Annotated in this window: 23 protein-coding genes; 9 read left to right on the forward strand and 14 right to left on the reverse strand. The window is 72.8% G+C overall.

Annotated elements, in window-relative coordinates; all coding sequences use genetic code 11:
• Positions 1–2: 2 nt before the first annotated feature.
• From ACSSS0_RS03280 to ACSSS0_RS03290, 3 genes are read left to right on the forward strand one after another with little or no spacing between them, the layout of a single operon-like run.
• The gene (locus ACSSS0_RS03280) at positions 3–1,277 is read left to right on the forward strand and encodes an NAD(P)/FAD-dependent oxidoreductase (RefSeq protein WP_487230047.1); all 1,275 of its coding nucleotides are present in this window, start codon (positions 3–5) and stop codon (positions 1,275–1,277) included.
• Between the two features lie 60 nt (positions 1,278–1,337).
• On the forward strand, positions 1,338–3,098 hold the full coding sequence (locus tag ACSSS0_RS03285) for a sodium:solute symporter family protein (protein WP_435985331.1): 1,761 nt from the start codon (positions 1,338–1,340) through the stop codon (positions 3,096–3,098).
• Positions 3,099–3,111: 13 nt separating this feature from the next.
• The gene (locus tag ACSSS0_RS03290) at positions 3,112–3,444 is read left to right on the forward strand and encodes a hypothetical protein (RefSeq protein ID WP_435985330.1); all 333 of its coding nucleotides are present in this window, start codon (positions 3,112–3,114) and stop codon (positions 3,442–3,444) included.
• A gap of 78 nt (positions 3,445–3,522) precedes the next feature.
• Here ACSSS0_RS03290 and mutM read toward each other — a convergent pair whose 3' ends face one another.
• The 8 genes from mutM to ACSSS0_RS03330 all read right to left on the reverse strand — a co-directional run bounded on the left by mutM (position 3,523) and on the right by ACSSS0_RS03330 (position 11,241).
• A complete protein-coding gene (gene mutM / locus ACSSS0_RS03295) occupies positions 3,523–4,383 on the reverse strand; it encodes a bifunctional DNA-formamidopyrimidine glycosylase/DNA-(apurinic or apyrimidinic site) lyase (protein WP_435985329.1) in 861 nt (286 codons plus the stop codon).
• 7 nt (positions 4,384–4,390) lie between these two features.
• Complete coding sequence (gene rnc / locus ACSSS0_RS03300) at positions 4,391–5,134, reverse strand: ribonuclease III (RefSeq protein WP_435985328.1); 744 nt, start codon at positions 5,132–5,134, stop codon at positions 4,391–4,393.
• Positions 5,135–5,186: 52 nt separating this feature from the next.
• Positions 5,187–5,381, reverse strand: coding sequence for a 50S ribosomal protein L32 (rpmF, locus tag ACSSS0_RS03305; protein WP_020142793.1), 195 nt, complete (start codon positions 5,379–5,381; stop codon positions 5,187–5,189).
• A gap of 1 nt (position 5,382) precedes the next feature.
• Positions 5,383–5,958: a YceD family protein gene (locus ACSSS0_RS03310; RefSeq protein WP_487230048.1), complete on the reverse strand. Its 576-nt coding sequence runs from the start codon at positions 5,956–5,958 to the stop codon at positions 5,383–5,385.
• A gap of 89 nt (positions 5,959–6,047) precedes the next feature.
• Positions 6,048–6,572: a pantetheine-phosphate adenylyltransferase gene (gene coaD / locus ACSSS0_RS03315; RefSeq protein ID WP_487230049.1), complete on the reverse strand. Its 525-nt coding sequence runs from the start codon at positions 6,570–6,572 to the stop codon at positions 6,048–6,050.
• A 41-nt stretch (positions 6,573–6,613) separates the two neighbouring features.
• Complete coding sequence (rsmD, locus tag ACSSS0_RS03320) at positions 6,614–7,195, reverse strand: 16S rRNA (guanine(966)-N(2))-methyltransferase RsmD (RefSeq protein WP_435985325.1); 582 nt, start codon at positions 7,193–7,195, stop codon at positions 6,614–6,616.
• Position 7,196: 1 nt separating this feature from the next.
• Positions 7,197–9,458, reverse strand: a complete 2,262-nt coding sequence (locus ACSSS0_RS03325; RefSeq protein ID WP_487230050.1) for an ATP-dependent DNA helicase RecG — start codon at positions 9,456–9,458, stop codon at positions 7,197–7,199.
• Between the two features lies 1 nt (position 9,459).
• Positions 9,460–11,241 carry a DAK2 domain-containing protein gene (locus ACSSS0_RS03330; protein WP_487230051.1) on the reverse strand — a complete coding sequence of 594 codons (1,782 nt, stop codon included), beginning with the start codon at positions 11,239–11,241 and terminating at the stop codon, positions 9,460–9,462.
• Between the two features lie 168 nt (positions 11,242–11,409).
• Between ACSSS0_RS03330 and ACSSS0_RS03335 the strand changes: the two genes are divergently transcribed.
• Both ACSSS0_RS03335 and rpmB read left to right on the forward strand, forming a co-directional pair.
• Positions 11,410–12,192, forward strand: coding sequence for a fructosamine kinase family protein (locus tag ACSSS0_RS03335; RefSeq protein WP_487230052.1), 783 nt, complete (start codon positions 11,410–11,412; stop codon positions 12,190–12,192).
• A 166-nt stretch (positions 12,193–12,358) separates the two neighbouring features.
• The gene (gene rpmB, locus ACSSS0_RS03340) at positions 12,359–12,547 is read left to right on the forward strand and encodes a 50S ribosomal protein L28 (protein ID WP_020142801.1); all 189 of its coding nucleotides are present in this window, start codon (positions 12,359–12,361) and stop codon (positions 12,545–12,547) included.
• A gap of 91 nt (positions 12,548–12,638) precedes the next feature.
• Here the strand turns inward: rpmB and thiL are convergent, their stop codons facing one another.
• Positions 12,639–13,607, reverse strand: coding sequence for a thiamine-phosphate kinase (gene thiL / locus ACSSS0_RS03345; RefSeq protein WP_487231181.1), 969 nt, complete (start codon positions 13,605–13,607; stop codon positions 12,639–12,641).
• Between the two features lie 218 nt (positions 13,608–13,825).
• Between thiL and ACSSS0_RS03350 the strand changes: the two genes are divergently transcribed.
• Both ACSSS0_RS03350 and ACSSS0_RS03355 read left to right on the forward strand, forming a co-directional pair.
• A complete protein-coding gene (locus tag ACSSS0_RS03350) occupies positions 13,826–14,059 on the forward strand; it encodes an Lrp/AsnC family transcriptional regulator (RefSeq protein ID WP_020142803.1) in 234 nt (77 codons plus the stop codon).
• Between the two features lie 91 nt (positions 14,060–14,150).
• Positions 14,151–14,516: a hypothetical protein gene (locus ACSSS0_RS03355; protein WP_487230053.1), complete on the forward strand. Its 366-nt coding sequence runs from the start codon at positions 14,151–14,153 to the stop codon at positions 14,514–14,516.
• A gap of 87 nt (positions 14,517–14,603) precedes the next feature.
• On the opposite strand, the gene ACSSS0_RS03360 is transcribed toward ACSSS0_RS03355, so the two are convergent.
• Positions 14,604–15,740, reverse strand: a complete 1,137-nt coding sequence (locus ACSSS0_RS03360; RefSeq protein WP_487230054.1) for a D-alanine--D-alanine ligase family protein — start codon at positions 15,738–15,740, stop codon at positions 14,604–14,606.
• 49 nt (positions 15,741–15,789) lie between these two features.
• On the opposite strand from ACSSS0_RS03360, the gene ACSSS0_RS03365 reads away from it, so the two are divergent.
• The gene (locus ACSSS0_RS03365; RefSeq protein ID WP_487230055.1) at positions 15,790–16,875 is read left to right on the forward strand and encodes a trans-sulfuration enzyme family protein; all 1,086 of its coding nucleotides are present in this window, start codon (positions 15,790–15,792) and stop codon (positions 16,873–16,875) included.
• Positions 16,876–17,073: 198 nt separating this feature from the next.
• On the opposite strand, the gene ACSSS0_RS03370 is transcribed toward ACSSS0_RS03365, so the two are convergent.
• Both ACSSS0_RS03370 and ACSSS0_RS03375 read right to left on the reverse strand, forming a co-directional pair.
• The gene (locus tag ACSSS0_RS03370; RefSeq protein ID WP_487230056.1) at positions 17,074–18,075 is read right to left on the reverse strand and encodes an NAD(P)H-dependent glycerol-3-phosphate dehydrogenase; all 1,002 of its coding nucleotides are present in this window, start codon (positions 18,073–18,075) and stop codon (positions 17,074–17,076) included.
• Complete coding sequence (locus tag ACSSS0_RS03375) at positions 18,072–18,872, reverse strand: lysophospholipid acyltransferase family protein (protein WP_487230057.1); 801 nt, start codon at positions 18,870–18,872, stop codon at positions 18,072–18,074. Before ACSSS0_RS03375 ends, ACSSS0_RS03370 begins: the two co-directional genes overlap by 4 nt.
• A gap of 114 nt (positions 18,873–18,986) precedes the next feature.
• On the opposite strand from ACSSS0_RS03375, the gene cofC reads away from it, so the two are divergent.
• On the forward strand, positions 18,987–19,856 hold the full coding sequence (cofC, locus tag ACSSS0_RS03380) for a 2-phospho-L-lactate guanylyltransferase (RefSeq protein ID WP_435985316.1): 870 nt from the start codon (positions 18,987–18,989) through the stop codon (positions 19,854–19,856).
• A gap of 79 nt (positions 19,857–19,935) precedes the next feature.
• On the opposite strand, the gene ACSSS0_RS03385 is transcribed toward cofC, so the two are convergent.
• Positions 19,936–20,691: an HU family DNA-binding protein gene (locus ACSSS0_RS03385; protein WP_487230058.1), complete on the reverse strand. Its 756-nt coding sequence runs from the start codon at positions 20,689–20,691 to the stop codon at positions 19,936–19,938.
• Between the two features lie 286 nt (positions 20,692–20,977).
• On the reverse strand, positions 20,978–21,571 hold the full coding sequence (leuD, locus tag ACSSS0_RS03390) for a 3-isopropylmalate dehydratase small subunit (RefSeq protein ID WP_435985314.1): 594 nt from the start codon (positions 21,569–21,571) through the stop codon (positions 20,978–20,980).
• Between the last annotated feature and the right edge of the window lie 3 nt (positions 21,572–21,574).

Consider the following 21,574-nt stretch of genomic DNA (forward strand, 5'->3'; position numbering starts at 1 on the left):
GCATGGCCACCGCCGCGACCGTCAGCACCCTCGTCGTCGGCGCCGGGCAGGCCGGCATCTCGCTCGTCACGGCCCTGCGCGAGCTCGGTGACACGCGGACCGTCGTGCTCGTCGGCGCCGAGCCCGAGCCGCCCTACGAGCGCCCGCCCCTGTCGAAGAGCTACCTGCGCGGCGAGCACGACCGCGCCTCTCTCGTCTTCCACGACGCAGCCTGGTTCGCCGAGCTCGGGGTCGAGCTCGTCACCGGCGACGCCGTCGTGTCGATCGGCCGGGACGCCTCCGGGGGGACCGCCACGACGCAGGCCGGCCGGACCCTCGCCTTCGAGCGCCTCGCCCTCACCACGGGCGCCGTCAACCGCGGCCTGGGGGTCGAGGGCGCCGACCTCGACGGGGTCCACGACGTCCGCACGCTCGCCGACGCCGACCGGCTGGCGCCCCGCCTCCGCGCCGCGCGCGAGGTCGTCGTCGTCGGAGGCGGCTTCATCGGGCTCGAGATCGCTGCCGGTGCGCGGGCCCTCGGCGCCGGTGTCACCGTCGTCGAGGTGACCGACCGCGTCCTCGGCCGAGCCGTCACCCCGATCCTGTCCGACGCCGTGCGGCACGCCCACGAGCGCCGCGGGACGCGGATCCTGCTGCGCTCCAGTGCGGTCCGCGTGACCGGCGAGGGCGGACGTGCCACGGGTGTCGAGCTCGGTGACGGCGCCGTGCTGCCCGCCGACCTCGTGGTCGTCGGGATCGGGGCCGTCCCCGCCACGGCGCTCGCCGAGCAGCTCGGCCTGCTCGTCGAACCCCGAGGCATCGTCGTCGACGAGTGCGCACTGACCTCGGACGGGCTCACCGTCGCGGCCGGCGACTGCGCCGTCGGACCCAACCCGTTCGACCGCGGCGAGCCGGGCGCGATGCGGCTGGAGAGCGTGCCGCACGCGACCGACCAGGCGCGGGCGGCCGCGGCGACCCTCGTCGGGCACCCGACGGCATACGACCGCGTGCCGTGGTTCTGGAGCGACCAGGGCGACCTGCGGCTCCAGATGGCGGGGCTCCCGCACGGGGCCGACCAGACCGTCGTGCGAGGCGACGTCGCAGCCGAACGCTTCTCGCTGCTCAGCTACCGTGACGGCCTGCTCATCGCCGTCGAGTCGGTCGGCGTCCCGACCGACTACCTCGCCGTGAAACGGGCGCTCGAGAAGGGTATGACGATCGAGGCCGACTCGGCGGCGGACACCTCCGTCCCGCTCAAACGGCTCATCACGAGGGCACGCGGCACTCGCGCATCCTGACTCGCCCCGCCCCAGGGGCTGCGCTAGCGTCAGTCGTCGCCCAACGAAGGGACTGAACGCATGCACGCACTGGCGGGTCTGCCCACGGCGGACGCCCTCATCAGCGCCGAACCGGTCGACTACCTCATCATCGCCCTCTACTTCGTCTTCGTCCTCGGCATCGGCGTCATGGCGAGGCGCGCGGTGTCCGACTCGATCGACTTCTTCCTCTCCGGCCGGTCGCTGCCGGCCTGGGTCACCGGCCTCGCCTTCATCTCGGCGAACCTCGGAGCCGTCGAGATCATGGGCATGTCGGCCAACGGCGCCGAGCTCGGCATCTCGACCGTGCACTACTTCTGGGTCGGTGCGATCCCCGCCATGCTCTTCCTCGGCGTCGTGATGATGCCCTTCTACTACGGCTCGAAGGTGCGCTCGGTCCCCGAGTTCATGTTCCGCCGGTTCGGCACCGGGGCCCACCTCGTCAACTCGATCAGCTTCGCGGTCGCCCAGCTGCTCATCGCCGGCGTCAACCTCTACCTGCTCGGCTCGATCGTGCACGCGCTGCTCGGCTGGCCGCTCTGGGTCGCGCTGCTCGTCGCCGCCGCGATCGTCCTGTCGTACATCACGCTCGGTGGCCTGTCGGCAGCGATCTACAACGAGGTGCTGCAGTTCTTCGTCATCGTCGCCGCGCTGCTGCCGCTGACGCTCATCGGCCTGCACCGGGTCGGCGGCTACCAGGGGCTCAAGGACAGGATCACCGAGTTCGCGGCCACGCCCGCCGCTGCAGCCGCTGGCGTCCCGTCGGCCGAGCAGCAGCTCCAGTCGTGGCCCGGTCAGGCGCTCTCGGGCTTCGACTCCCCCTTCTGGTCGGTCGTCGGCATCGTCTTCGGTCTCGGCTTCGTCCTGTCGTTCGGCTACTGGACGACGAACTTCGTCGAGGTGCAGCGCGCCATGGCCTCCAACTCGATGTCGGCCGCGCGCAAGACGCCGATCATCGGGTCGTTCGCCAAGATGTTCGTCCCCTTCATCGTCATCATCCCGGGTATGGTCGCTGCCGTCCTCGTCAAGGAGATCGCCGAGCTCAAGGCGGGTGGCACCCCGGCCGGCGGAGCCTCGGGTGAGGGCGTCAAGTACAACGACTCACTCCTGCTGCTGATGCGCGACATCCTGCCCAACGGCCTGCTCGGCGTCGCGATCGCCGGCCTGCTCGCCGCGTTCATGGCCGGCATGGCCGCCAACATCTCGGCGTTCAACACCGTCTTCAGCTACGACCTGTGGCAGCGCTACATCCGCAAGGACCACAGCGACGACTACTACCTGCGCATCGGCCGTCTGGCCACAGTGGGAGCGACGGTCATCGCGATCTTCACGGCCACCATCGCCAGCTCCTTCAGCAACGTCATGGACTACCTCCAGTCGCTGTTCGGCTTCTTCAACGCGCCGCTCTTCGCGACGTTCATCCTCGGCATGTTCTGGAAGCGCATGACGGCAACCGCCGGGTGGGTCGGCCTGACGGCCGGCACGCTCTCGGCCGTGCTCGTCGCGTTCCTCAGCGAGGACGGCTTCGGGTCGGCGAGCCTCGGGGTCATCCCGCTGAGCGGCCAGGGCGCCGCGTTCGTCGCGGCGTCCGCGGCGTTCGTCGTCGACATCGTGCTCAGCGTCGGCGTGTCGCTCGTGACCGAGCCCAAGCCGGCTTCCGAGCTGCGCGGACTCGTCTACTCCGAGACGCCGAGAGAGGAGCTCGTCGACCCCGAGGAGCGCAAGCTGCCGTGGTACCGACGCACGCTGCCCCTCGCCGGCATCTCGCTCGGTCTCGTCATCATCCTCAACTTCTTGTTCTGACAGGAGCCTCGACATGAGTGACCAACACCGGCTCGACGCCCCTGACCCCGACGAGAAGCGGGGCGCGAGGCACACCGCGGGCGCCTTCGACATCCGCAACTTCATCGGTGCCCTGCTGGGCCTCTACGGCCTGATCCTCCTCGTCATGGGGATCTTCGGGGACCAGTCGCTGCAGAAGACCGGCGGCGTCAACGCCAACCTGTGGGCGGGCATCGTCCTGCTCGTCATGGCCGCCTTCTTCTTCGTCTGGGCGCGGATCAAGCCGATTGTCGTGCCCGAGCACGTCGAACGCGTCGACGACGACCCGGTGCGCCCGGCCCCGAAGCGTCGCCCGACCGGGTCCTGACACCACTGCCACCACCCGCGGCACGGCCGAGAGACCGACCGCCACGACGACGCGCAGCCCGTCCACCGTCCCTGACGGTCAGGACGGGCTGCGGCGTCTCGGACGGGGCTGGCAGACGGGGCACGAGAAGGACGAGCGGTTCATGAACTGCTCGCGCCGCATGGTCGTGCCGCACCGGTCGCACGGGGTGCCCGCCCGGCCGTATGCGTGGAGCGAGCGGTCGAAGTAGCCGCTCGCCCCGTTGACGTTGACGTAGAGGGAGTCGAAGCTCGTGCCGCCCTGGCCGAGCGCCTCGGCCATGACCTCGCGCGCGTGGTCGAGGAGGCCGGAGAGCGTAGGCTTGGTCAGCGACGAGCACAGCCTCTCGCCGTGGAGCCTGGCACGCCAGAGCGCCTCGTCGGCGTAGATGTTGCCGATCCCCGACACGAGGGACTGGTCGAGCAGGGCGCGCTTGACCGCGCTGTCGCGCTGCTTCATCCGCCGCACGACCGCCGCCTGGTCGTAGACCGGCTCGAAGGGATCGGGCGCGATGTGGGCGACGGACTCGGGGATGCCGTCGGGGCGCAGCGGCGACAGGGCGAGACCACCGAAGGTCCGCTGGTCGACGAACCGCAGCTGGGGCCCGCCGTCGGAGAAGTCGAAACGGGCGTGGCAGTGCTTCTCGAGCGGCGCGTCGGCCGGCTCGACGAGCATCTGCCCGCTCATCCCGAGGTGCACGATGAGCGCGTCCTCGCCGTCGAGGGCGAGCCAGAGGTACTTGCCGCGGCGTGACGCGGCGGTGACGGTGACGTCGTGGAGGCGCGCGGCGAGGTCCTCGGGACCCGCGTCGTGACGACGCGCGACGCGGACGCCGGTGATGCGGGCGCGCGTGACATGGCGGCCCACCACGTGGTCCTCGAGGCCGCGGCGCACGACCTCGACCTCGGGCAGCTCCGGCACGGGCGGCTCAGGCCTGCGTCGAGCCCGGGACCGCCGTCGGCACGACAGCGCTGCGTCGGCCGTCGAGCGTGTGCCACGCCTCCTTGGCGGCCTTCTGCTCGGCTTCCTTCTTCGAGCGGCCGCGACCCTCGCCGAGGACCTCCTCGCCGACGACGACGCGGGCGTGGAACTCCTTCTCGTGGTCGGGCCCCTGCTCGCTGACGCGGTACTCGGGCGACCCGAGCGCCGAGCCGGCTGCCATCTCCTGCAGGCTCGTCTTCCAGTCGAGGCCGGCGCCGAGCGTGGCCGCCTCCTCGATCAGGGGGTCGAAGTGGTGGTGCACGAAGCGCGCGGCGAAGTCGATGTCGGTCGACAGGAACACGGTGCCGATGAGGGCCTCGAGCGTGTCGGCCAGGATCGAGGCCTTGTCACGGCCACCGGTGGCCTCCTCGCCCTTGCCGAGCATGACGTACTGCCCGAGGTCGAAGACCCGGGCGACGTCGGCGAGCGCCCGCATGTTGACGACGGCGGCACGCAGCTTGGCCAGCTGCCCCTCCGCGAGGTCGGGGTGCTCACGGTAGAGGGACTCGGTGACCACGAGACCCAGCACCGAGTCGCCGAGGAACTCGAGGCGCTCGTTGTTGGGCAGGCCACCGTTCTCGTAGGCGTACGACCGGTGCGTCAGGGCACGCAGGAGCAGCGGCTCGTCGATGTCCTGGCCGACCACCTCACGGAGGTGGGCGATCAGAGCATCGACGGGCCGCTGCGGCACCGCCGGAACACCCCCAGCGCCAAGGCTGCTCACGGGGCTGCTCACGGGGTGATCAGGCCTGGTGCTCGGTGCGCTCGGCAGCGGCGTAGTGACGGCCCTTGTACGTGCCGCACGAGGGGCACGCGATGTGCGGCTGGGTCGCCGCACCGCACTGGGGGCACGTGGTGAGCGTCGTCGGCGTTGCCTTCCAGTTCGCGCGGCGCGAACGGGTGTTGGAGCGCGACATCTTCCGCTTCGGGACAGCCACGTCAGTTCCTCTTCTCTTGCGGGTCGTTCCCCAGCAGTCCGCTGAGGGACGACCACCTCGGGTCGATCACTTCATGATGATGGTCGGGGTCCTCCGCGAGGTGCATCCCACACTCGGAACACAACCCCGGGCAGTCAGGCCGACACACCGGTTGGAACGGCAGCGTCGGCACGACAGCGTCCCGGAGCACGGGCTCGAGGTCGATGAGGTCACCGACCAGCTCGTGCACCTCGTCCTCGTCCGAGTCGGCTCCCACCGCGTGGTGGTGCGCCGCCCGGTCGGCGTAGGCGAACAGCTCCTGGAAGGTCCCCTCGACATCGAGCTCGAGAGGATCCAGGCACCGCACGCAGGCGCCGGTCGCCGTGCCACTGGCCGAACCCGTGACGAGGACACCTTCGACGACGGACTCGAGGCGCACCTCGACCTGGACCGGCTGACCGGTCTGGATCGAGATGACGTCGGTTCCGAGGTCGTCGGGCAACGTCACCGTGCGCGAGATCTCGTGCATCGTGCCCGGTCGCCGAACAAGCTCTCTGGTGTCGAGCACCAGAGGAGAACGGGGATCGGGACGGTCCATGACTCCTGCGCACAGTTGAGGATTCGGCCCGCGCCAAGACGGACGTGGACCGACCTCCAAGGCTACTAGAGGCGCGCCGTGCACCCAAATCAGCCCGGGCGCTCCCCCGACCGGTCGGTCAGCCGGTCGGTGAGCCGGTCGGTGAGCGCGGTCAGGACGGGGTCCGGCACGAGCCCGCTGACGTCGCCGCCGTAGCGCGCGACCTCCTTGATGAGCGAGCTCGAGACGTGCTGGAGCGTGGGGTCGGCGGCGATGAAGAGCGTCTCGACGCCCGTGAGGTGGTGGTTCATGTGCGCCATGGGCAGCTCGTAGGCGAAGTCCGTGCCGCCACGCAGCCCCTTGACCATCGTCGCGGCGCCGACCTCGCGGCACACGTCGACGACGAGCGTGCCGGCCCAGGTCCCGATGCGGACGTTGGGCAGGTGCCCGACGGACTGCTCGATGAGCGCGGTGCGCTCCTCGACGCTGAACGTGCCGTGCTTGCTCGGGTTGTGCAGGATCGCCACGACGACCTCGTCGAACAACCTGCTGGCCCGGGTCACCACGTCGACGTGACCGTTGGTGATCGGGTCGTAGGAGCCGGGACAGACACAGCGGCGCGCTTCGCTCGTCACGCGGCCAACCTACCGTCCGGCCCGTCGTGGATGCGTAACCCTCAGGCGACGACCTCCGTCGGCGGTGGCTCGGCGAACCACATCGCCGTCTCGCCGTAGCGCTTCTCGCCGGACAGCTCCAGCCCCTCGGGCCACGTCGGCTGCGGTGACCTGCTCGAGCGCTCGACGACGACGAACGCGTCGGGCGCGAGCCACTGGTTCGCGACGAGCGCGGCCAGGACGGCCGCCAGCGCCTCCTCGGACACGTCGTAGGGCGGGTCGACGAGCACGAGGTCCATGCGGACCCCGGCGGGTGGCCCGGCAGCGAGGGCGCGCTCGACCGTGTCGGCGAGCACCCGGACGGCCGGGTGGCCGATGACGCCGGCGTTGGCGCGGATCACCTTCGCAGCCGCCTTATGCGACTCGACGAGCAGGACCTGCGCGGCGCCTCGGCTCGCAGCCTCGAGGCCGAGGGCGCCGGAACCGGCGTAGAGGTCGAGGACGCAGGCGCCCTCGAGCAGCCCGCGGTGCTCCAGACGACTGAAGAGCGCCTCGCGGACCCGGTCGGACGTGGGCCGGGTCGAGGACCCGGGTGGCGTCTGGAGGCGGCGACCGCCTGCCGTGCCACTGATGATGCGCGTCATGTCAGCCCCGTTCGAGCCATACGGCCTGCTCCTCGTCGAGGCGCATCGCGACGGCGGCCGCGAGCGCCGGGTGCCCGCGCAGCCCGGGGTCGGCGTCGACGATCGCGAAGGCGTCCTCACGCGCGTCGGCGATGATCCGCTCGTCCTCGAGCCGGCCGAGCCGCAGGTGCCGCACCGAGTTGCCGCGGCCGCTCTGGCGCGCGCCGAGCACGTCTCCCTCGCGCCGCAGCAGCAGGTCGGCGCGGGCCAGCTCGAAGCCGTCGGTCGTCGCGGCGACCTGGTCGAGCCGCTCGGCCGCACGTTCTCCGGCGCCCTGGGTCATGAGGAGGCAGAGGCCGGGGACCGCGCCACGACCGACGCGGCCGCGCAGCTGGTGCAGCTGCGAGATGCCGAACCGGTCGGCGTCGACGACGACCATGACCGAGGCGTTCGGCACGTCGACGCCGACCTCGATGACCGTCGTGGCGACGAGGACGTCGATCTCGCCGTCCCCGAAGGCACGCATCGTGGCGTCCTTGGCGTCGGGGTCGAGCCGGCCGTGGAGCACGCCGATGCGCGTGCCGGCGAGAGCCGGGGTGGAGCGCAGGGTGCTGAGCATCGCGTAGACGCCGGTCAGCTCCCGTTCGGGAGCATCGGCCTCCACCTCGCCCTCGTCGCCCTCCCAGTGGGCGTCCCAGCCGGCGTCCTCGTCGGAGGTGTCGCGGGACGGGGCGCTGCTGCCCGGTGCGAGAGCGGCCTCGTCGTCGACGTCGCCGATGCGCGGGCACACGACGTAGGCCTGGTGGCCCTTGGCGACCTCCTCGGCCACGCGCTGCCACGTGCGGTCGACCCAGCCGGGCCGGTCGGCGTCGACGACGTGCGTCGTGATGGGCGAGCGACCGCGGGGCAGCTCGCGCAGCGTCGAGGTCTCCATGTCGCCGAAGACAGTCATCGCGACGGTGCGCGGGATCGGGGTCGCGGTCATGACGAGCACGTGGGGAGGGCGGATCCCCTTCTCGCGCAGAGCATCTCGCTGCTCGACGCCGAAGCGGTGCTGCTCGTCGACGACGACGAGGGCGAGGTCGGCGAACTGGACGTGCTTCTGGATGAGCGCGTGGGTGCCGACGACGATGCCGGCCTCGCCGGACGCCGCGTCGAGCAGGGAGCGACGACGGGTCGCGGCGTTCTGGCTACCGGTGAGCAGCGCCACGGTGGTGCCGAACTCGGAGCCGCCGAGCATCCCGCCCTGTGCGAGGTCTCCGAGCATCGCCGTGATCGAGCGGTGGTGCTGCGCCGCCAGGACCTCGGTGGGGGCCAGCAGGGCGGCCTGACCGCCCGCGTCGATGGCGGCGAGCATGGCCCGCAGCGCGACGACCGTCTTGCCCGAGCCGACCTCGCCCTGCAGGAGCCGGTGCATCGGCCGGTCGGACGCCAGCTCGGTGGTGAGCACCTCGCCGATCTCGCGCTGACCGGCCGTGAGCTCGAAGGGCAGGCGCGCGTCGAAGGCGGCCAGCAGGCCGCCGGGACGCGGGGGCCGCGGCGTCGCGAGCTCGGACTCGGCGGCCTTGCGCCGCTGGGCGAGGATCGTCTGGAGGACGAACGCCTCGTCGTACTTGAGCCGGTCGAGGCCACGCGAGGGCTGGTCGTCGACGGCGGGGCGGTGGACGAGCTCGAGCGCGACGGCACGCTCGACGAGACCGCGCTTCGCGCGTACGTCGTCGGGGACGGGCTCGCGGATGCGGTCGACGCTGTCGAGCGCGGTGTGGACGAGCTTGCGCAGGCGCAGGGAGTTGAGCTTGCCGGTCGTGGAGTAGACCGGGACGCGGTGCGTGCGGTACCACTCGACGGCTGCCTCGCCCTGGGCGTCGTCGTCGAAGAGCTCGTACTCGGGATGGGTCAGCTGGAGGCGCTGGCCGTAGGCGCCGATCTGGCCGACGAAGAAGCCGCGCACACCGACCGTGAGCTTGGCCTCGTGGCCGTAGGCGCTGAAGAAGGTGACGTCGAGCTCGTTGCCGAGGTCGTCGCCGATGACGACGGTGAGCATCTTGCCGCGCCGGTTGCGCATGGCCCGCGACGTGGCCTTCTTGACCTCGGCGACGACGAGGACGTCGTCCCCGACGCGGAGCGAGGAGAGGTCGGTCAGCTGCCCCGGCCGGACGTAGCGACGCGGCACGAACTCGAAGAGGTCGGCGACGCTGAGCAGCCCCTTGGTGCGGGCCAGCTGCTCGGCCTCGTTCTTCTTGACGAGCTTGCTCAGCGGCGAGTCCTCGGTGAGCAGGGGCACCTCACTCCACCCCCAGCAGCACGGGGTAGACCGCCTGCCCCCCGTCGATGAGCGAGACCTCGATGCCGTGGTGCGCGCCGCGGGCCTCCGCGGTGACGGCGTCGAGCAGGCCGTCGGGTGCGTCGACACCGGCCACGACGGTGACGAGCTCCCCGCCGCTCGCGAGCAGACGCCGGACGACCTGCCGGGAGACGTCGAGCTGGTCGGAGCCGACGATGACGACGTCGCCGTCGACGACGCCGAGCACGTCACCCGCCTCGCACGGGCCACCGCTCGTCAGCGCTGCGCGGTTGGCGACGGTGACCGCGCCGTGCCGGGTCGCCGACGCCGCCGCCTGCATGGCGAGGACGTTGGCGGACGCCGCGGCGGTCGGCTCGAAGACGGCGAGCGCGGCGATCCCCTGCACGGCCGTGCGGACGTGGACGAGGTGCGCCTCGATGCCGTCGTCGGCGACCGCGCGCACCGCCGCGGCCGCGGCGAGGAGGGTGTCGCCGTCGTTGGGCAGCACGACGACGCCCGAGGCGCCGCGGGCGTGCTGCTGGCGGATGGCGTCGATGAGCCCGCCCGTCGAGGCGCGGCGACCGGGGCCGGAGCGGACGACCACCGCACCGGCGTCCTCGAAGAGCGCCTCGAGGCCGACGCCGGCCGCACACGCGACGATCGCGGCACCACCGGTCGCCGCGACTCCGGGACCGTCACCCCCGGGCGCCCGGGTGCCGTGACCGTGGTCGTCGGTGAGGCGCGTGATGCGCACCCGGTGCGGGCGCCCGGCCTCGATGCCGGCCTCGACGGCGGCGCCCGCGTCGTCGACGTGGGCGTGGACGTTCCACTCGCCGTCGCCGCCGACGACGAGCACCGAGTCACCGAGCTCGACGAGCCGGGCGCGCAGCGCGTCCACCGCGGCGTCGTCGGAGTCGCGCAGGAGGTACATCACCTCGTACTCCGGGATGCCGAGGGCCTCGACACCGTCAGCCGGGCGGGCGGCGCTGAGAGCGGCGCTCTGCGGGTCGGGTCGGCGCCGGGAGCGCCGGTCCGAGGCGTCGGCCCCCGACCGGGCGCGCTGACCGGCGCAGACCCGCTCGAGGCACTCGAGGAGCACGACGAGCCCGGCACCCCCGGCGTCGACGACCCCGGCGCGGGCCAGCACCTCGAGCTGCTCGGGGGTGTGCTCGAGCGCGACCCGGGAGGCGTCGAGGGCCGCGAGCGCGACGGCGTGGACGCCGACGGGTCCATCGCCGGCCGCGGGGGCACCCGGGCCGGGGTCCCCGGTGCCGTCGGCGGCGGCATACGACCCCTGGCCGGTGGACCCGGCAGCCCGGGCGGCGGCCTCGGCCATGGCGCGGGCGACGGTGAGGATCGTGCCCTCCTTCGGGTCCGTCACGGCTTGGCGGGCGCGCTGCTCGGCGTGCTGTAGGCCCTCGGCGAGGACCCGGCCGTCGATCTCGGCGGCACCCGCGCAGCCCTCGGCGAGGCCCCGGGCCAGCTGGCTGAGGATGACGCCGGAGTTGCCACGGGCGGTCCAGAGCAGGTGCCGGGCGAAGACGGCGAGCAGGGCGTCGGCGCTCGTGATGTCGGCGGTGGCGAGGGTGCGCTCGACCGCGCCGTCGAAGGTGAGGTAGAGGTTCGTGCCCGTGTCGCCGTCGGGGACGGGGAAGACGTTGAGGGCGTCGATCTCGGCGCGGCGGGCGGCGAAGAGCGACCGGGTCAGCACGGCCCACCGGCGGACGGCGACGAGATCGAGCAGGCTGAGCGGCCCGTCGGGCGGCGGCGCTGCGCCGGACATCGGACCTCCTGCTCGTCGTGCGTGTCCATCGGCCGGGGGATCGGCTCGCCGATGCTCGGCAGGCTAGCGCCTCGCCCGGACGGTCGCATGCACCACTCCTTGCTCCGGACCGGCGTCGTGGACGCGCACCGCCGACGACCGGGACCGTCGAGACCCCGGGCGGCTACCGTGGGCGCGGTGTCGAGCGCCTCCCCCGCCCACCGGAAGTCGTGGCCCGCGGCCCCCTCCGGTTTCTTCGAGGTCGAGGCGGCCGGCCTGCGCTGGCTCGGGGAGGCGCAGCCGCGGGGCGGCGCCAGGGTCGTCGAGGTCCGGGACGTCGGCGCCGGGCACATCGACCTCGCCCGGCTGCACCCCGCTCGTCCGACCGAGGAGGCGGCCGAGGCCCTCGGGCGGGGGCTCGCCGTGACGCACGCCGCGGGTGCACCCGCCTTCGGGTCTCCCCCGGCCGGCTGGACCGGTGACTCCTGGATCGGGCGCCAGACGCAGAGCAACGAGCCGACGTCGACGTGGGGCCTCTTCTACGCCGAGCAGCGGGTGCGGCCCTTCGTGCGCCGGGCCGTCGACCGGGGGCACCTCGACGCCGCCGGGGCCCGCACCGTCGACCGCGTCTGCGACCGGCTGGCGTCCGGCGCCCTCGACGACGACCGGCCCCCGGCGCGCATCCACGGCGACCTGTGGTCGGGCAACGTCGTCTTCACCGCGGACGGCGCCGTCCTCATCGACCCCGCCGCGCACGGTGGGCACGGTCTCACCGACCTCGCGATGCTCGCCCTCTTCGGCTGCCCGGGGCTGGGCCGCATCGGCGCCGCGTACGAGGAGGCCGCGGGCCTTGCCGCCGGGTGGCGCGAGCTCGTCGGGCTGCACCAGCTCCACCCCCTCGCCGTGCACGCGGCGTCGCACGGGCCTGCGTATGCCGCTGAGCTTGTCGACACGGCCCGGACGTTCGCGTGAGGTGGGGTCGCCGACGTGCTCACGCCGTTTTGTCGTCCGAGCATCTCGTCGGCTACGCTTTACCGGTTCCCCCCGTGACTGCGGGGTGACGCGCGCCCTCGTGCGTCTGCCCCGATTCCGTGGTGGAGCTCAGCACTTCGTCAACATCGAATTTCAGGAGATACCCGTGGCTGCCAACTGCGACGTCTGCGGCAAGGGACCGAGCTTCGGTCACAACATCTCGCACTCGCACCGCCGCACCAAGCGCCGCTGGAACCCCAACATCCAGCGCGTTCGGACGCTGGTGGACGGTGTGACGCCGAAGCGACTCAACGTCTGCACCTCCTGCCTCAAGGCGGGCAAGGTCGTTCGCTGAACGTCCCTCACCAACGCTGAAGGCCGGCCCCCTCGGGGGCCGGCCTTCGTCGTACCCGCCTCCCTGGCCCGACGAGAGGCCCGCCGTCCGGTCAGGCGCCGCGGAAGTGGTCCCAGCCGGTGTGGGTGACGACGTGGCCGTCGACGAGGATGCCCGCCGGCTCGCCGTCCCCGGGAGCCCGCACCGACCCGATGGGCCGCCAGCCGCCCGGCAGCTCCCCCGCCGGGAAGGTGGCGAGCAGCGAGTGCTCCTCGCCGCCGGCCAGCACGCAGTCGAGCGCCGCCTCGGCCCCGAGCGCCTCGGTGAGCGCGTCGACGTCCGCGGCGAGCGCGCGCGGGTCGAGGTCGATGACGACGCGGCTCGCCCGGGCGATGCGCCCACCGTCGCGCAGCAGGCCGTCGCTGAGGTCGAGCATGGCGGTCGCCCCGGCGACCGCGGCCTCGGGGCCGGCGGCGAGCGGCGGCTCGGGACGTCGCTGACGGGCGACGGCGACCGGGTGCCGGTCGACGGCGTCGGCCTGCAGCAGGCGCAGGCCGGCGTCCGCGAGACCGAGGGAGCCGCGGACGGCGAGGACGTCACCGGGCCTCGCCCCCGACCGGAGCACCGGCTCGCCGTCGAGGCGACCGAGCGCCGTGACCGAGACCATGACGACCCCGGGCGGCGCGGACGAGAGGTCCCCGCCGAGCACGGCGACGCCCGCAGCGGCGCACGCCTCGGCCAGGCCGCGCACGTGGTCGAGCACCCACTCCAGCGACAGGTCGGGGTCGGCGACGAGGGTGACGAGGACGCCCGTGGGCCGGCCACCCATGGCCGCGACGTCGGCGAGGTTCTGCGCCACGACCTTGTGCCCGATGTCGGCGCCCGAGGACCACGCGTCGAGCCAGTCGCGGCCGAGGACGACGGTGTCGGTGGTCGCGATCGTGCGCTCGGACGTGCGCAGCACGGCGGCGTCGTCACCCGGGGCCACGAGCAGCTCGTCGGTGCCGGGGAAGGCCGGGAGGATGCGTCCGAGCAGCTCGTCCTCGTCGAGGTCGCGCAGCGGCGTCCCGCCCGTCATCATCGGCCCGCGCTGGAGCCGCTGCCCGTTCGGCACGGATCACACACCCTTTCGGTGGACGGCCGTCTCAGGCCCCCGGTTTCCATGGGACGTGAGGCCCCATGGCAAGGTAGCGTCAGGGCACGGTCGCAGTCACACTGGGACCTGCCGTTCCGACCGGTCGGGCCATCGCACGGCGCCGCGCCCGACCGTCCAACGATCGACACACAGTGAGGTGACACGTGGTCCAGGCCTACATCCTGATCCAGACCGAAGTCGGCAAGGCCGCGAGCGTGGCGGAGGCGATCGCGGGCATCTCGGGCGTGACCCTCGCCGAGGACGTCACGGGTCCCTACGACGTCATCGCCCGCGTGGAGGCCTCCAACGTCGACGACCTCGGTCGTCTCGTCATCGCCAAGCTCCAGGACGTCCCGGGCATCACCCGGACCCTGACCTGCACGGTCGTCCACGTCTGAGGCCAGCCCCCTGACCGGACGCACGTACCTCACGACGGCGGCGCTCTTCGGCGCCGCCGTCGTGCTGTCCGCGTGCAGCCGGGCGCCCGAGGTGGCCCTCGCGCCCCAGGCGTCGGCGCCGGTCTGCGCGTCGGCGCGGTGGCCGGGTGACGTCAGCGGCCACGCGCGGGTCACGACGCAGCCCGACGACGGGTCGGTGGCGGCGTGGGGCGACCCGGCGGTCATCGCCCGCTGCGGCCTCGACCCGCTCGGCCCGACCACCGACGACTGCGTGACCGTCGACGGCGTCGACTGGGTCGTGCGCCCGCTCACCGACGGCTCCGCCGCGACGACCTACGGCCGCGACCCGGCCATCGAGGTGCTGGCACCCGGTGTCTACGGCGCCGTGCCGCTGCTGCTGCCGGCCTTCACCGACGTCGCGAGGTCCCTGCCGACCAACGGCCGCCACTGCTCCTGAGGGCGTATGCCGTGTGGCCGCCTCTGCACGAGCCCGCAGGAGAGCGGTGGGCCCGGGTCACCACAGGTCTGCGCGGGTCAGCGCAGGTCAGCGCAGGCCGGTGCGCCGCTCGAGCGCGAGCGCGATGAGCTCGTCGATGAGGTCGGGGTAGTCGACGCCGGAGGCCGCCCACATCCGCGGGTACATCGAGTGCGGCGTGAAGCCCGGCATCGTGTTGATCTCGTTGACGAGCACCCGGCCGTCGTCGGTGTAGAAGCAGTCGACGCGAGCCAGCCCCTCGCAGCCGAGGGCCTCGAAGGCCTCCGCGGCGAGGCGCCGGACCTCCTTGGAGATCTCCTCGGGCACGTCGGCGGGACAGGTGAGGTCGACGTCGGCCTCGGCGAGGTACTTCGCCTCGAAGTCGTAGAAGCCGTGGTTGTCGTGGACGGCGACCTCGCCCACCTCCGACGTCCGCGGGCCCGACGTGCCGTGGCCCTCGAGCACGGCGCACTCGATCTCGCGGCCGGCGATCCCGGCCTCGACGAGGACCTTGGGGTCGTGCTCGCGCGCCACCTCGATGGCGGCCCGGAGCTCGGCGGGGTCGTCGACGCGGGTGATCCCCATCGACGATCCGGCCCGGGCGGGCTTGACGAAGAGCGGGTAGGCCAGCCCGGCGCAGGCGTCCATGGCGGCGGCGGGGTCGGTGCGCCACGCGCGGTCGGTGATGACGGCATACGGGCCGACGGGCAGACCGTGGCCGGCGAAGACGACCTTCATGTAGTGCTTGTCCATGCCCGCGGCCGAGGCGAAGACGCCGGAGCCGACGTAGCGGACGTCGGAGAGCTCGAGGAAGCCCTGCAGCGTGCCGTCCTCGCCGAACGGCCCGTGGAGCAGCGGGAAGACGACGTCGACCTGGCCGAGCTCCTGCGGCGGCCGGCCGGCCTCGAGGGAGGTGAGCGAGCTCTCGCGCGTCGAGAGCGGCAGGACCACGTGGGCGGCGCCCGGCTCGACCTCGGGCGTGCGCCCGGCCGTCAGCTCGAAACGGCTCGGCTCGTCGGCGGCGAGGACCCACTGCCCGTCGCGGGAGATGCCGATCGGGATGATGTCGTACTTGCTGCGGTCGATGGCGCGCAGCACCCCGGCGGCGGTGGCGCAGGAGACCGCGTGCTCCGAGGAGCGTCCTCCGAAGACGATGGCGACGCGGGGGCGGCTCGGCAGGTCGGGCTGGGGCTGGTCCGTGGTCATCAGGCGAGACTCTACCGAAGACCGTGGGACCCGCTCGTACCCTGAGGGCGTGGGCACCGAAGCGGATTCGCAGCACCTGCACGTCGACACCTTCCTCGTGGCGTCGGGGCGCCCCGAGCGCTCCCCCGGCTCGCCCGCGAACGTCGCCGTCGAGCTGACGTCGACGTATGCCGCGGACGGGCCCGTCAACTACGCCCGCTCGGGCAACCCGACGTGGAACGCCTTCGAGGAGGCGCTCGGCGGACTCGAGGGCGGCCACGCGCTCGTCCACGCGTCCGGCATGGGCGCCATCTCGGCGGCGCTCTCGCTCGTCCCGGCCGGCGGCACGGTCGTCGCGCCCGACACGACGTACAACGGCACGGGCGAGCTGCTCGTGGCCCACGAGAAGGCCGGCGGCACCGTCGTACGCGTCCACGCCACCGACACGGCCGGTTTCCTCGCCGCCCTCGAGTCGGCCGACCTGCTCTGGCTCGAGTCACCGACGAACCCGCTCATGGACGTCACCGAGCTCGACGTGGTCCTGGCCCGGTCACGGGACCTCGGCGTCACGAGCGTCGTCGACAACACGCTCTCGACGCCGCTCCTGTGCCGGCCGCTCTCGCTCGGTGCCGACGTCGTCGTGCACTCGGTGACGAAGTACCTCTCGGGCCACAGCGACGTCGTGCTCGGCGCGACCGTCGTCGCGGACTCCCAGCGCGGGCGCGAGGTCGGCGAGCGGCTGCGTCGCCACCGCACCCTGCACGGCGCGGTCGCGGGGCCGATGGAGGTCTTCCTCGCGCTGCGCGGGCTGCGGACCCTGTCGGTGCGGTTCGAGCGGGCGAGTGCCAGCGCGGCCGAGCTGGCCCGGCGCCTCGAGGGCCATCCCGCCGTGGAGCGCGTGCGCTACCCCGGCTCCGGCGCGATGGTCTCCGTCGACGTGGCCGGTGACGCCGAGGGCGCCGAGCGGGTCTGCGCCGCGACGCGGCTCTGGCTGCACGCGACGAGTCTCGGCGGTGTCGAGTCACAGCTCGAGCGCCGCCGCCGACACCCCTCGGAGTCCGAGCAGGTGCCGGTCAACCTCGTGCGGCTCTCGGTCGGCATCGAGCACGTCGACGACCTGTGGGCCGACCTGTCCCAGGCCCTCGACCACGCCTGACCCGGCCCGTCCCCAGCCTGACCGCGCCTGACCCACGGGGTCGCGTCGCAGTCTGGCGCCGACCGACGACCGTTGGTCGCCGCGAGGCCGCGACACGCCGCCGACACGCGTATGCCGTGCACCTACGGTCGTCCGTCGGCTGCGCCGAGGCGGACGCAGAGGTCACGGGACCCGCGACGAGGCGGACGGCATACGCCCTCAGTGCTTCTCGGCCTTGAGGTCGCGTGACATGAGGCGCGGACCGACCTCGCTCGCCGAGTGTCCGTCGCGGATGACGGCGACGACCTGCTCGCAGATCGGCATGTCGACGTCGTGCTGACCGGCAAGCGTGAGGATCGACTCGCAGGACTTGACGCCCTCGGTCGTCGTGCGCAGCTCGGCGGTGGCCTCCTCGACGGTCCGGCCGCGCCCGAGCCGCACACCGAAGCTGTGGTTGCGCGACAGCGGCGACATGCACGTCGCGATGAGGTCGCCAACGCCGGCGAGGCCCATGAAGGTCTGCGGGTGCGCGCCGAGGGCCAGGCCCAGGCGTGTCGTCTCGGCGAGACCTCGCGTGATGATCGTGGCCTTGGTGTTGTCGCCGAAGCCCATGCCCTCGGCCATGCCGGAGGCGAGCGCGACGACGTTCTTCGTCGCCCCGCACACCTCGGCGCCGATGACGTCGGTGTCGGTGTAGGGCCGGAACCACGGCGTCGCGCACGCGCTGGCGACGCGCTCGGCGGTCGCCATGTCGCGGCACGCGACGACGCCCGCAGCCGGCTGCCGGCGGGCGATCTCGGGGGCGAGGTTGGGCCCGGACACGACGACGACGCGGTCCGGCCCGACATCGCCGGCCTCGGCGATGACCTCGCTCATCCGCATCGTCGTGCCGAGCTCGACACCCTTCATGAGCGACACGACCGGCGCATCGGTGGGGATGGAGCCACCCCACTGCGTCAGGTTGGCGCGCAGCGTCTGCGACGGCACGGCGAGCACGACGACGTCGGCCCGGTGCAGCGCCTCGGCCGGGTCGACGGTGGCGCGGACCGCCGACGGCAGCTCGAGCTCGGGCAGGTAGGCGTCGTTGCGACCGGCGTTGATGGCCTCGGCGACCTCGGGGCGTCGGGCCCACATCGTCACGTCGCACGCGGCGTCGGCGAGGATCATCCCGAAGGCCGTCCCCCAGTTGCCGCTGCCCATGACGGCGACGCGAGTCGTCACGACGGGCTCCCGTCCCGGCCACGGTGGCGCTTGGTGCGCCCGATCTCGTGGTGCCCCAGCGGGTCACCGATCTCGGGGACGCCGTGCTGGCGCGGGTCGAAGCGCTCGTCGGGCCGCTTCTCTCCGCGGATCTCCTCGAGCAGCCCGGTGATGCGGTCCATGAGGCGGTCGGTGGCCTCGCGCAGCACCTTGGTGTCGATCGGCCGGTCGTAGAGGTCGGACAGGTCGACGGGCGGGCCGGCATACATGTGCATCGTCTTGCGCGGGAAGAGCGAGGGCCGGTGGCCGTAGGGCGAGAGGATCTCCTGGGCGCCCCACTGTGCCACCGGGATCAGCGGGCAGCGCGTCTCGAGGGCGACGCGGGCGGCGCCGGTCTTGCCGCGCATCGGCCACAGGTCGGGGTCACGCGTGATGGTGCCCTCGGGGAAGATGCCGAGCGGCTTCCCGGCCCTGACCCCCTCGACGGCGGCCCGGTAGGCGTCGGCCGCCGCGGCCGAGTTGCGGTAGACGGGGATCTGGCCGCACTTCTTGAGGAGCCAGCCGACGACCGGGATCGCGAAGAGGCTGTCCTTGCCGAGGAAGTAGGCCTCGCGCCCGCTGTCGAACATGAAGTGCGCGAAGACCAGCGGGTCGGCGTAGGAGATGTGGTTCGTCGAGACGACGAAGCCGCCCTCCGCCGGGATGTTCTCGAGCCCGCGCCAGTCGCGCTTGGTCACCCGCATCAGCAGCGGCCGGAGCACGAGGGCCACGAGCCGGTAGGCCAACGGCAGCCGCCTCTTGGGTGCGCCGGCTGTCACGGTGTCACGTCCTCCTCGTCGTGCGCACGCCGGTCGACGTGGCAGGGCTTCATCTTGTCCACCTCACGGCGCGGTGTCGAGCAGCGAGGCGGCGAGTGGGACGATATCGCCAGCATGACGACCTCCTCCCACGCGCACCCCCCGGACGCGCCGACCACCGACTGGCACGTCGTCGTCCCCGTCAAGGACACGAGCCACGGCAAGTCCCGCCTGGCGCGCGCCGTCGGCTCGGACCGCGCCGACCTCAGCGCCGCCATCGCCACCGACACGCTGGCCGCCGCCCTCGAGGCGGTCGGTCCGGGCCGCCTCGTGCTCGTGACGAGCGACGCCGGCCTGGCGGGCCGCTGGCGTACGCGTGGGGTGCACGTCGTGGCCGACCCGGGCGCCGGGCTCAACGACGCCGTCGCTGCGGGTATGCGGCACGCCGGGCCGGGTGCCCGCGTGGCAGCCCTGCTCGGCGACGTGCCGTCGCTCGACGCCGCCTCGCTGCGCTCGGCGCTCGCGGCCGCGGCGTCCGTCGACGAGTCGTTCGTGCCCGACGCGGACGGCACGGGGACGGTCCTGCGCTGCGGCCGCGGCTTCACGCCGCGCTTCGGCACCGACAGCGCCGCGCGTCACGAGGCCGACGGGGCGGTGCGCCTCGAGCTGCCGCTCCCCCGCCTGCGCACCGACGTCGACGACGCGCGGAGCCTGGCGCAGGCGCGCCGTCTCGGGCTGGGGCCGGCGACGCGCGCGGTCCTCGAGCACCGGGCATCTGGTTGGATCAGGAGCATGCAGGCCACCGTGCACCGCTTCGACCCCGAGACCCACACCGGGAGCGTGCTGCGCGACGACGGTGTCGAGCTGCGCTTCGAGGCGCCGGCGTTCGAGGCGAGCGGCCTGCGCCTGCTGCGCCTCGGGCAGCGCCTGACGGTCGAGGTCGTCGACGACCTCGTCGTCGCGCTGCACATCGTGGGCGTCGGGCCGGGACAGCCCATCCGCTGACACGCGCGTGGGCCCGACCGTCGCCGGTCGGGCCCACGTCACGTCCGGCGGCACCCCTGCCGGGCGCCGCCGCGAGGCCTCACCTCAAGGCGGTCTTCTTCGCGGTCGTCTTGCGGGCCGTCGTCGTCTTCTTGGCGGCCGTGGTCTTCGTGGCGGCAGCCTTCGCCGTCGTCTTCCTGGCGGCAGCCTTGGCCGGGGCGGCCTTGGTGGCGGTGGCGCGCTTGGCCGGGGCGGCCTTGGTCGCAGCGGCCTTCGTGGTCGTCTTCCTGGCGGCAGCCTTGGCCGGGGCGGCCTTGGTGGCGGTGGCGCGCTTGGCCGGGGCGGCCTTCGTCGTCGTCTTCTTGGCGGCAGCCTTGGCCGGGGCGGCCTTGGTGGCCGTGGCCCGCTTGGCCGGGGCGGCCTTCGTGGCAGCGGCCTTCGTCGTCGTCTTCCTGGCAGCAGCCTTGGCCGGGGCGGCCTTGGCTGCGGTCTTCTTCGCCGCCGTCCGCTTGGCCGGCGCTGCGGCCACCGAGGTGCCGGCGGAGGCGCGCGAGGCGGCCGACTCGGTCTTGGAGAGCTTCTTGGCGCCCGACACGACCTCCTTGAAGTTCGTGCCCGAACGGAACTTGGGGACGCGGGTCTTCTTGATCCTCACGGTCGCCCCCGTCTTGGGGTTGCGGCCGGTGCGCGCGGCCCGGTCGGCCCGCTCGAAGGTGCCGAAGCCGGTGATGCCGACCTTGCCACCCTTGGCGACCTCGCGGATGACGACGTCCAGGAACGCCTCCAGCGCGTCGGATGCGACCTTCTTGCTGCCGAGCTTGACCTCGAGCGCGTCGATCAGTTCTGCCTTGTTCACGTCTTCCCCTCCAGAGGACTGTCGGCGTCAGGCGACCCGACGATGTGCGTCCGGAACCGGTCCGGCTACCTCCTGACGTTAGGCCGCCGCGGCAGGCACGTCCATCACCGGTCGGTGGGTTTTTCGTTGTGTCGCAAGGAGTTTGACGCGTTCTGAGCGGATTCCGGGACGCCGCAGGGGCAGCCCAGCCGTGTCTGATTCGTCCGGAAACGCAAACGGATCCCCTTGTCTCACAAGGGGATCCGTTCGGTCCAAGGCGCCACCAGGGCGCCAAAGGGGCGTCTCGTCAGGCCGGGGTGGTGACCGGCTTGTGGCTCGCGCGGTGCGACTCGAAATCTGCGACGAGATCCTCGTGTCGCAGGGTCAGTCCGATGTCGTCGAGGCCCTCGAGCAGCCGCCAGCGGGTGTAGTCGTCGATCTCGAAGGGGGCGACGATCTCACCGGCGTGGACGGTGCGGCCCACGAGGTCGACCGAGATCTCGGCGCCCGGGTTGTTCTCGAGGTACTTCCAGATCAGCTCGACGTCGTCCTGCGCCACGATCGCGGTGAGCAGGCCCTGCTTGCCGCTGTTCCCACGGAAGATGTCGGCGAAGCGTGAGCTGATGACGACCCGGAAACCCCAGTTCATCAGGGCCCACACCGCGTGCTCGCGGCTCGACCCCGTGCCGAAGTCGGGTCCGGCCACGAGGACCGAGCCGTCGGCATACACCGGGTTGTTGAGGACGAACGACTCGTCCTTGCGCCAGGCAGCGAAGAGCCCGTCCTCGAAGCCGGTGCGCGTGACGCGCTTGAGGTACTCGGCGGGGATGATCTGGTCGGTGTCGACGTTGCTGCGGCGCAGCGGCACGCCGATGCCCGTGTGGGTCGTGAACGCGTCCATGGC

Source organism: Terrabacter sp. R4-6 (assembly GCF_057529065.1).

Bases quoted from the DNA above. Each gene is read 5' to 3' on its own strand.
- rsmD (WP_435985325.1), bottom strand. From the start codon at position 7,195: ATGACGCGCATCATCAGTGGCACGGCAGGCGGTCGCCGCCTCCAGACG.
- leuD (WP_435985314.1), bottom strand. From the start codon at position 21,571: ATGGACGCGTTCACGACCCACACGGGCATCGGCGTGCCGCTGCGCCGC.
- ACSSS0_RS03280 (WP_487230047.1), top strand. From the start codon at position 3: ATGGCCACCGCCGCGACCGTCAGCACCCTCGTCGTCGGCGCCGGGCAG.
- ACSSS0_RS03360 (WP_487230054.1), bottom strand. From the start codon at position 15,740: ATGACCACGGACCAGCCCCAGCCCGACCTGCCGAGCCGCCCCCGCGTC.
- ACSSS0_RS03285 (WP_435985331.1), top strand. From the start codon at position 1,338: ATGCACGCACTGGCGGGTCTGCCCACGGCGGACGCCCTCATCAGCGCC.
- ACSSS0_RS03310 (WP_487230048.1), bottom strand. From the start codon at position 5,958: ATGGACCGTCCCGATCCCCGTTCTCCTCTGGTGCTCGACACCAGAGAG.
- ACSSS0_RS03330 (WP_487230051.1), bottom strand. From the start codon at position 11,241: ATGTCCGGCGCAGCGCCGCCGCCCGACGGGCCGCTCAGCCTGCTCGAT.
- cofC (WP_435985316.1), top strand. From the start codon at position 18,987: ATGACGACCTCCTCCCACGCGCACCCCCCGGACGCGCCGACCACCGAC.
- thiL (WP_487231181.1), bottom strand. From the start codon at position 13,607: ATGATGACGGGCGGGACGCCGCTGCGCGACCTCGACGAGGACGAGCTG.
- ACSSS0_RS03290 (WP_435985330.1), top strand. From the start codon at position 3,112: ATGAGTGACCAACACCGGCTCGACGCCCCTGACCCCGACGAGAAGCGG.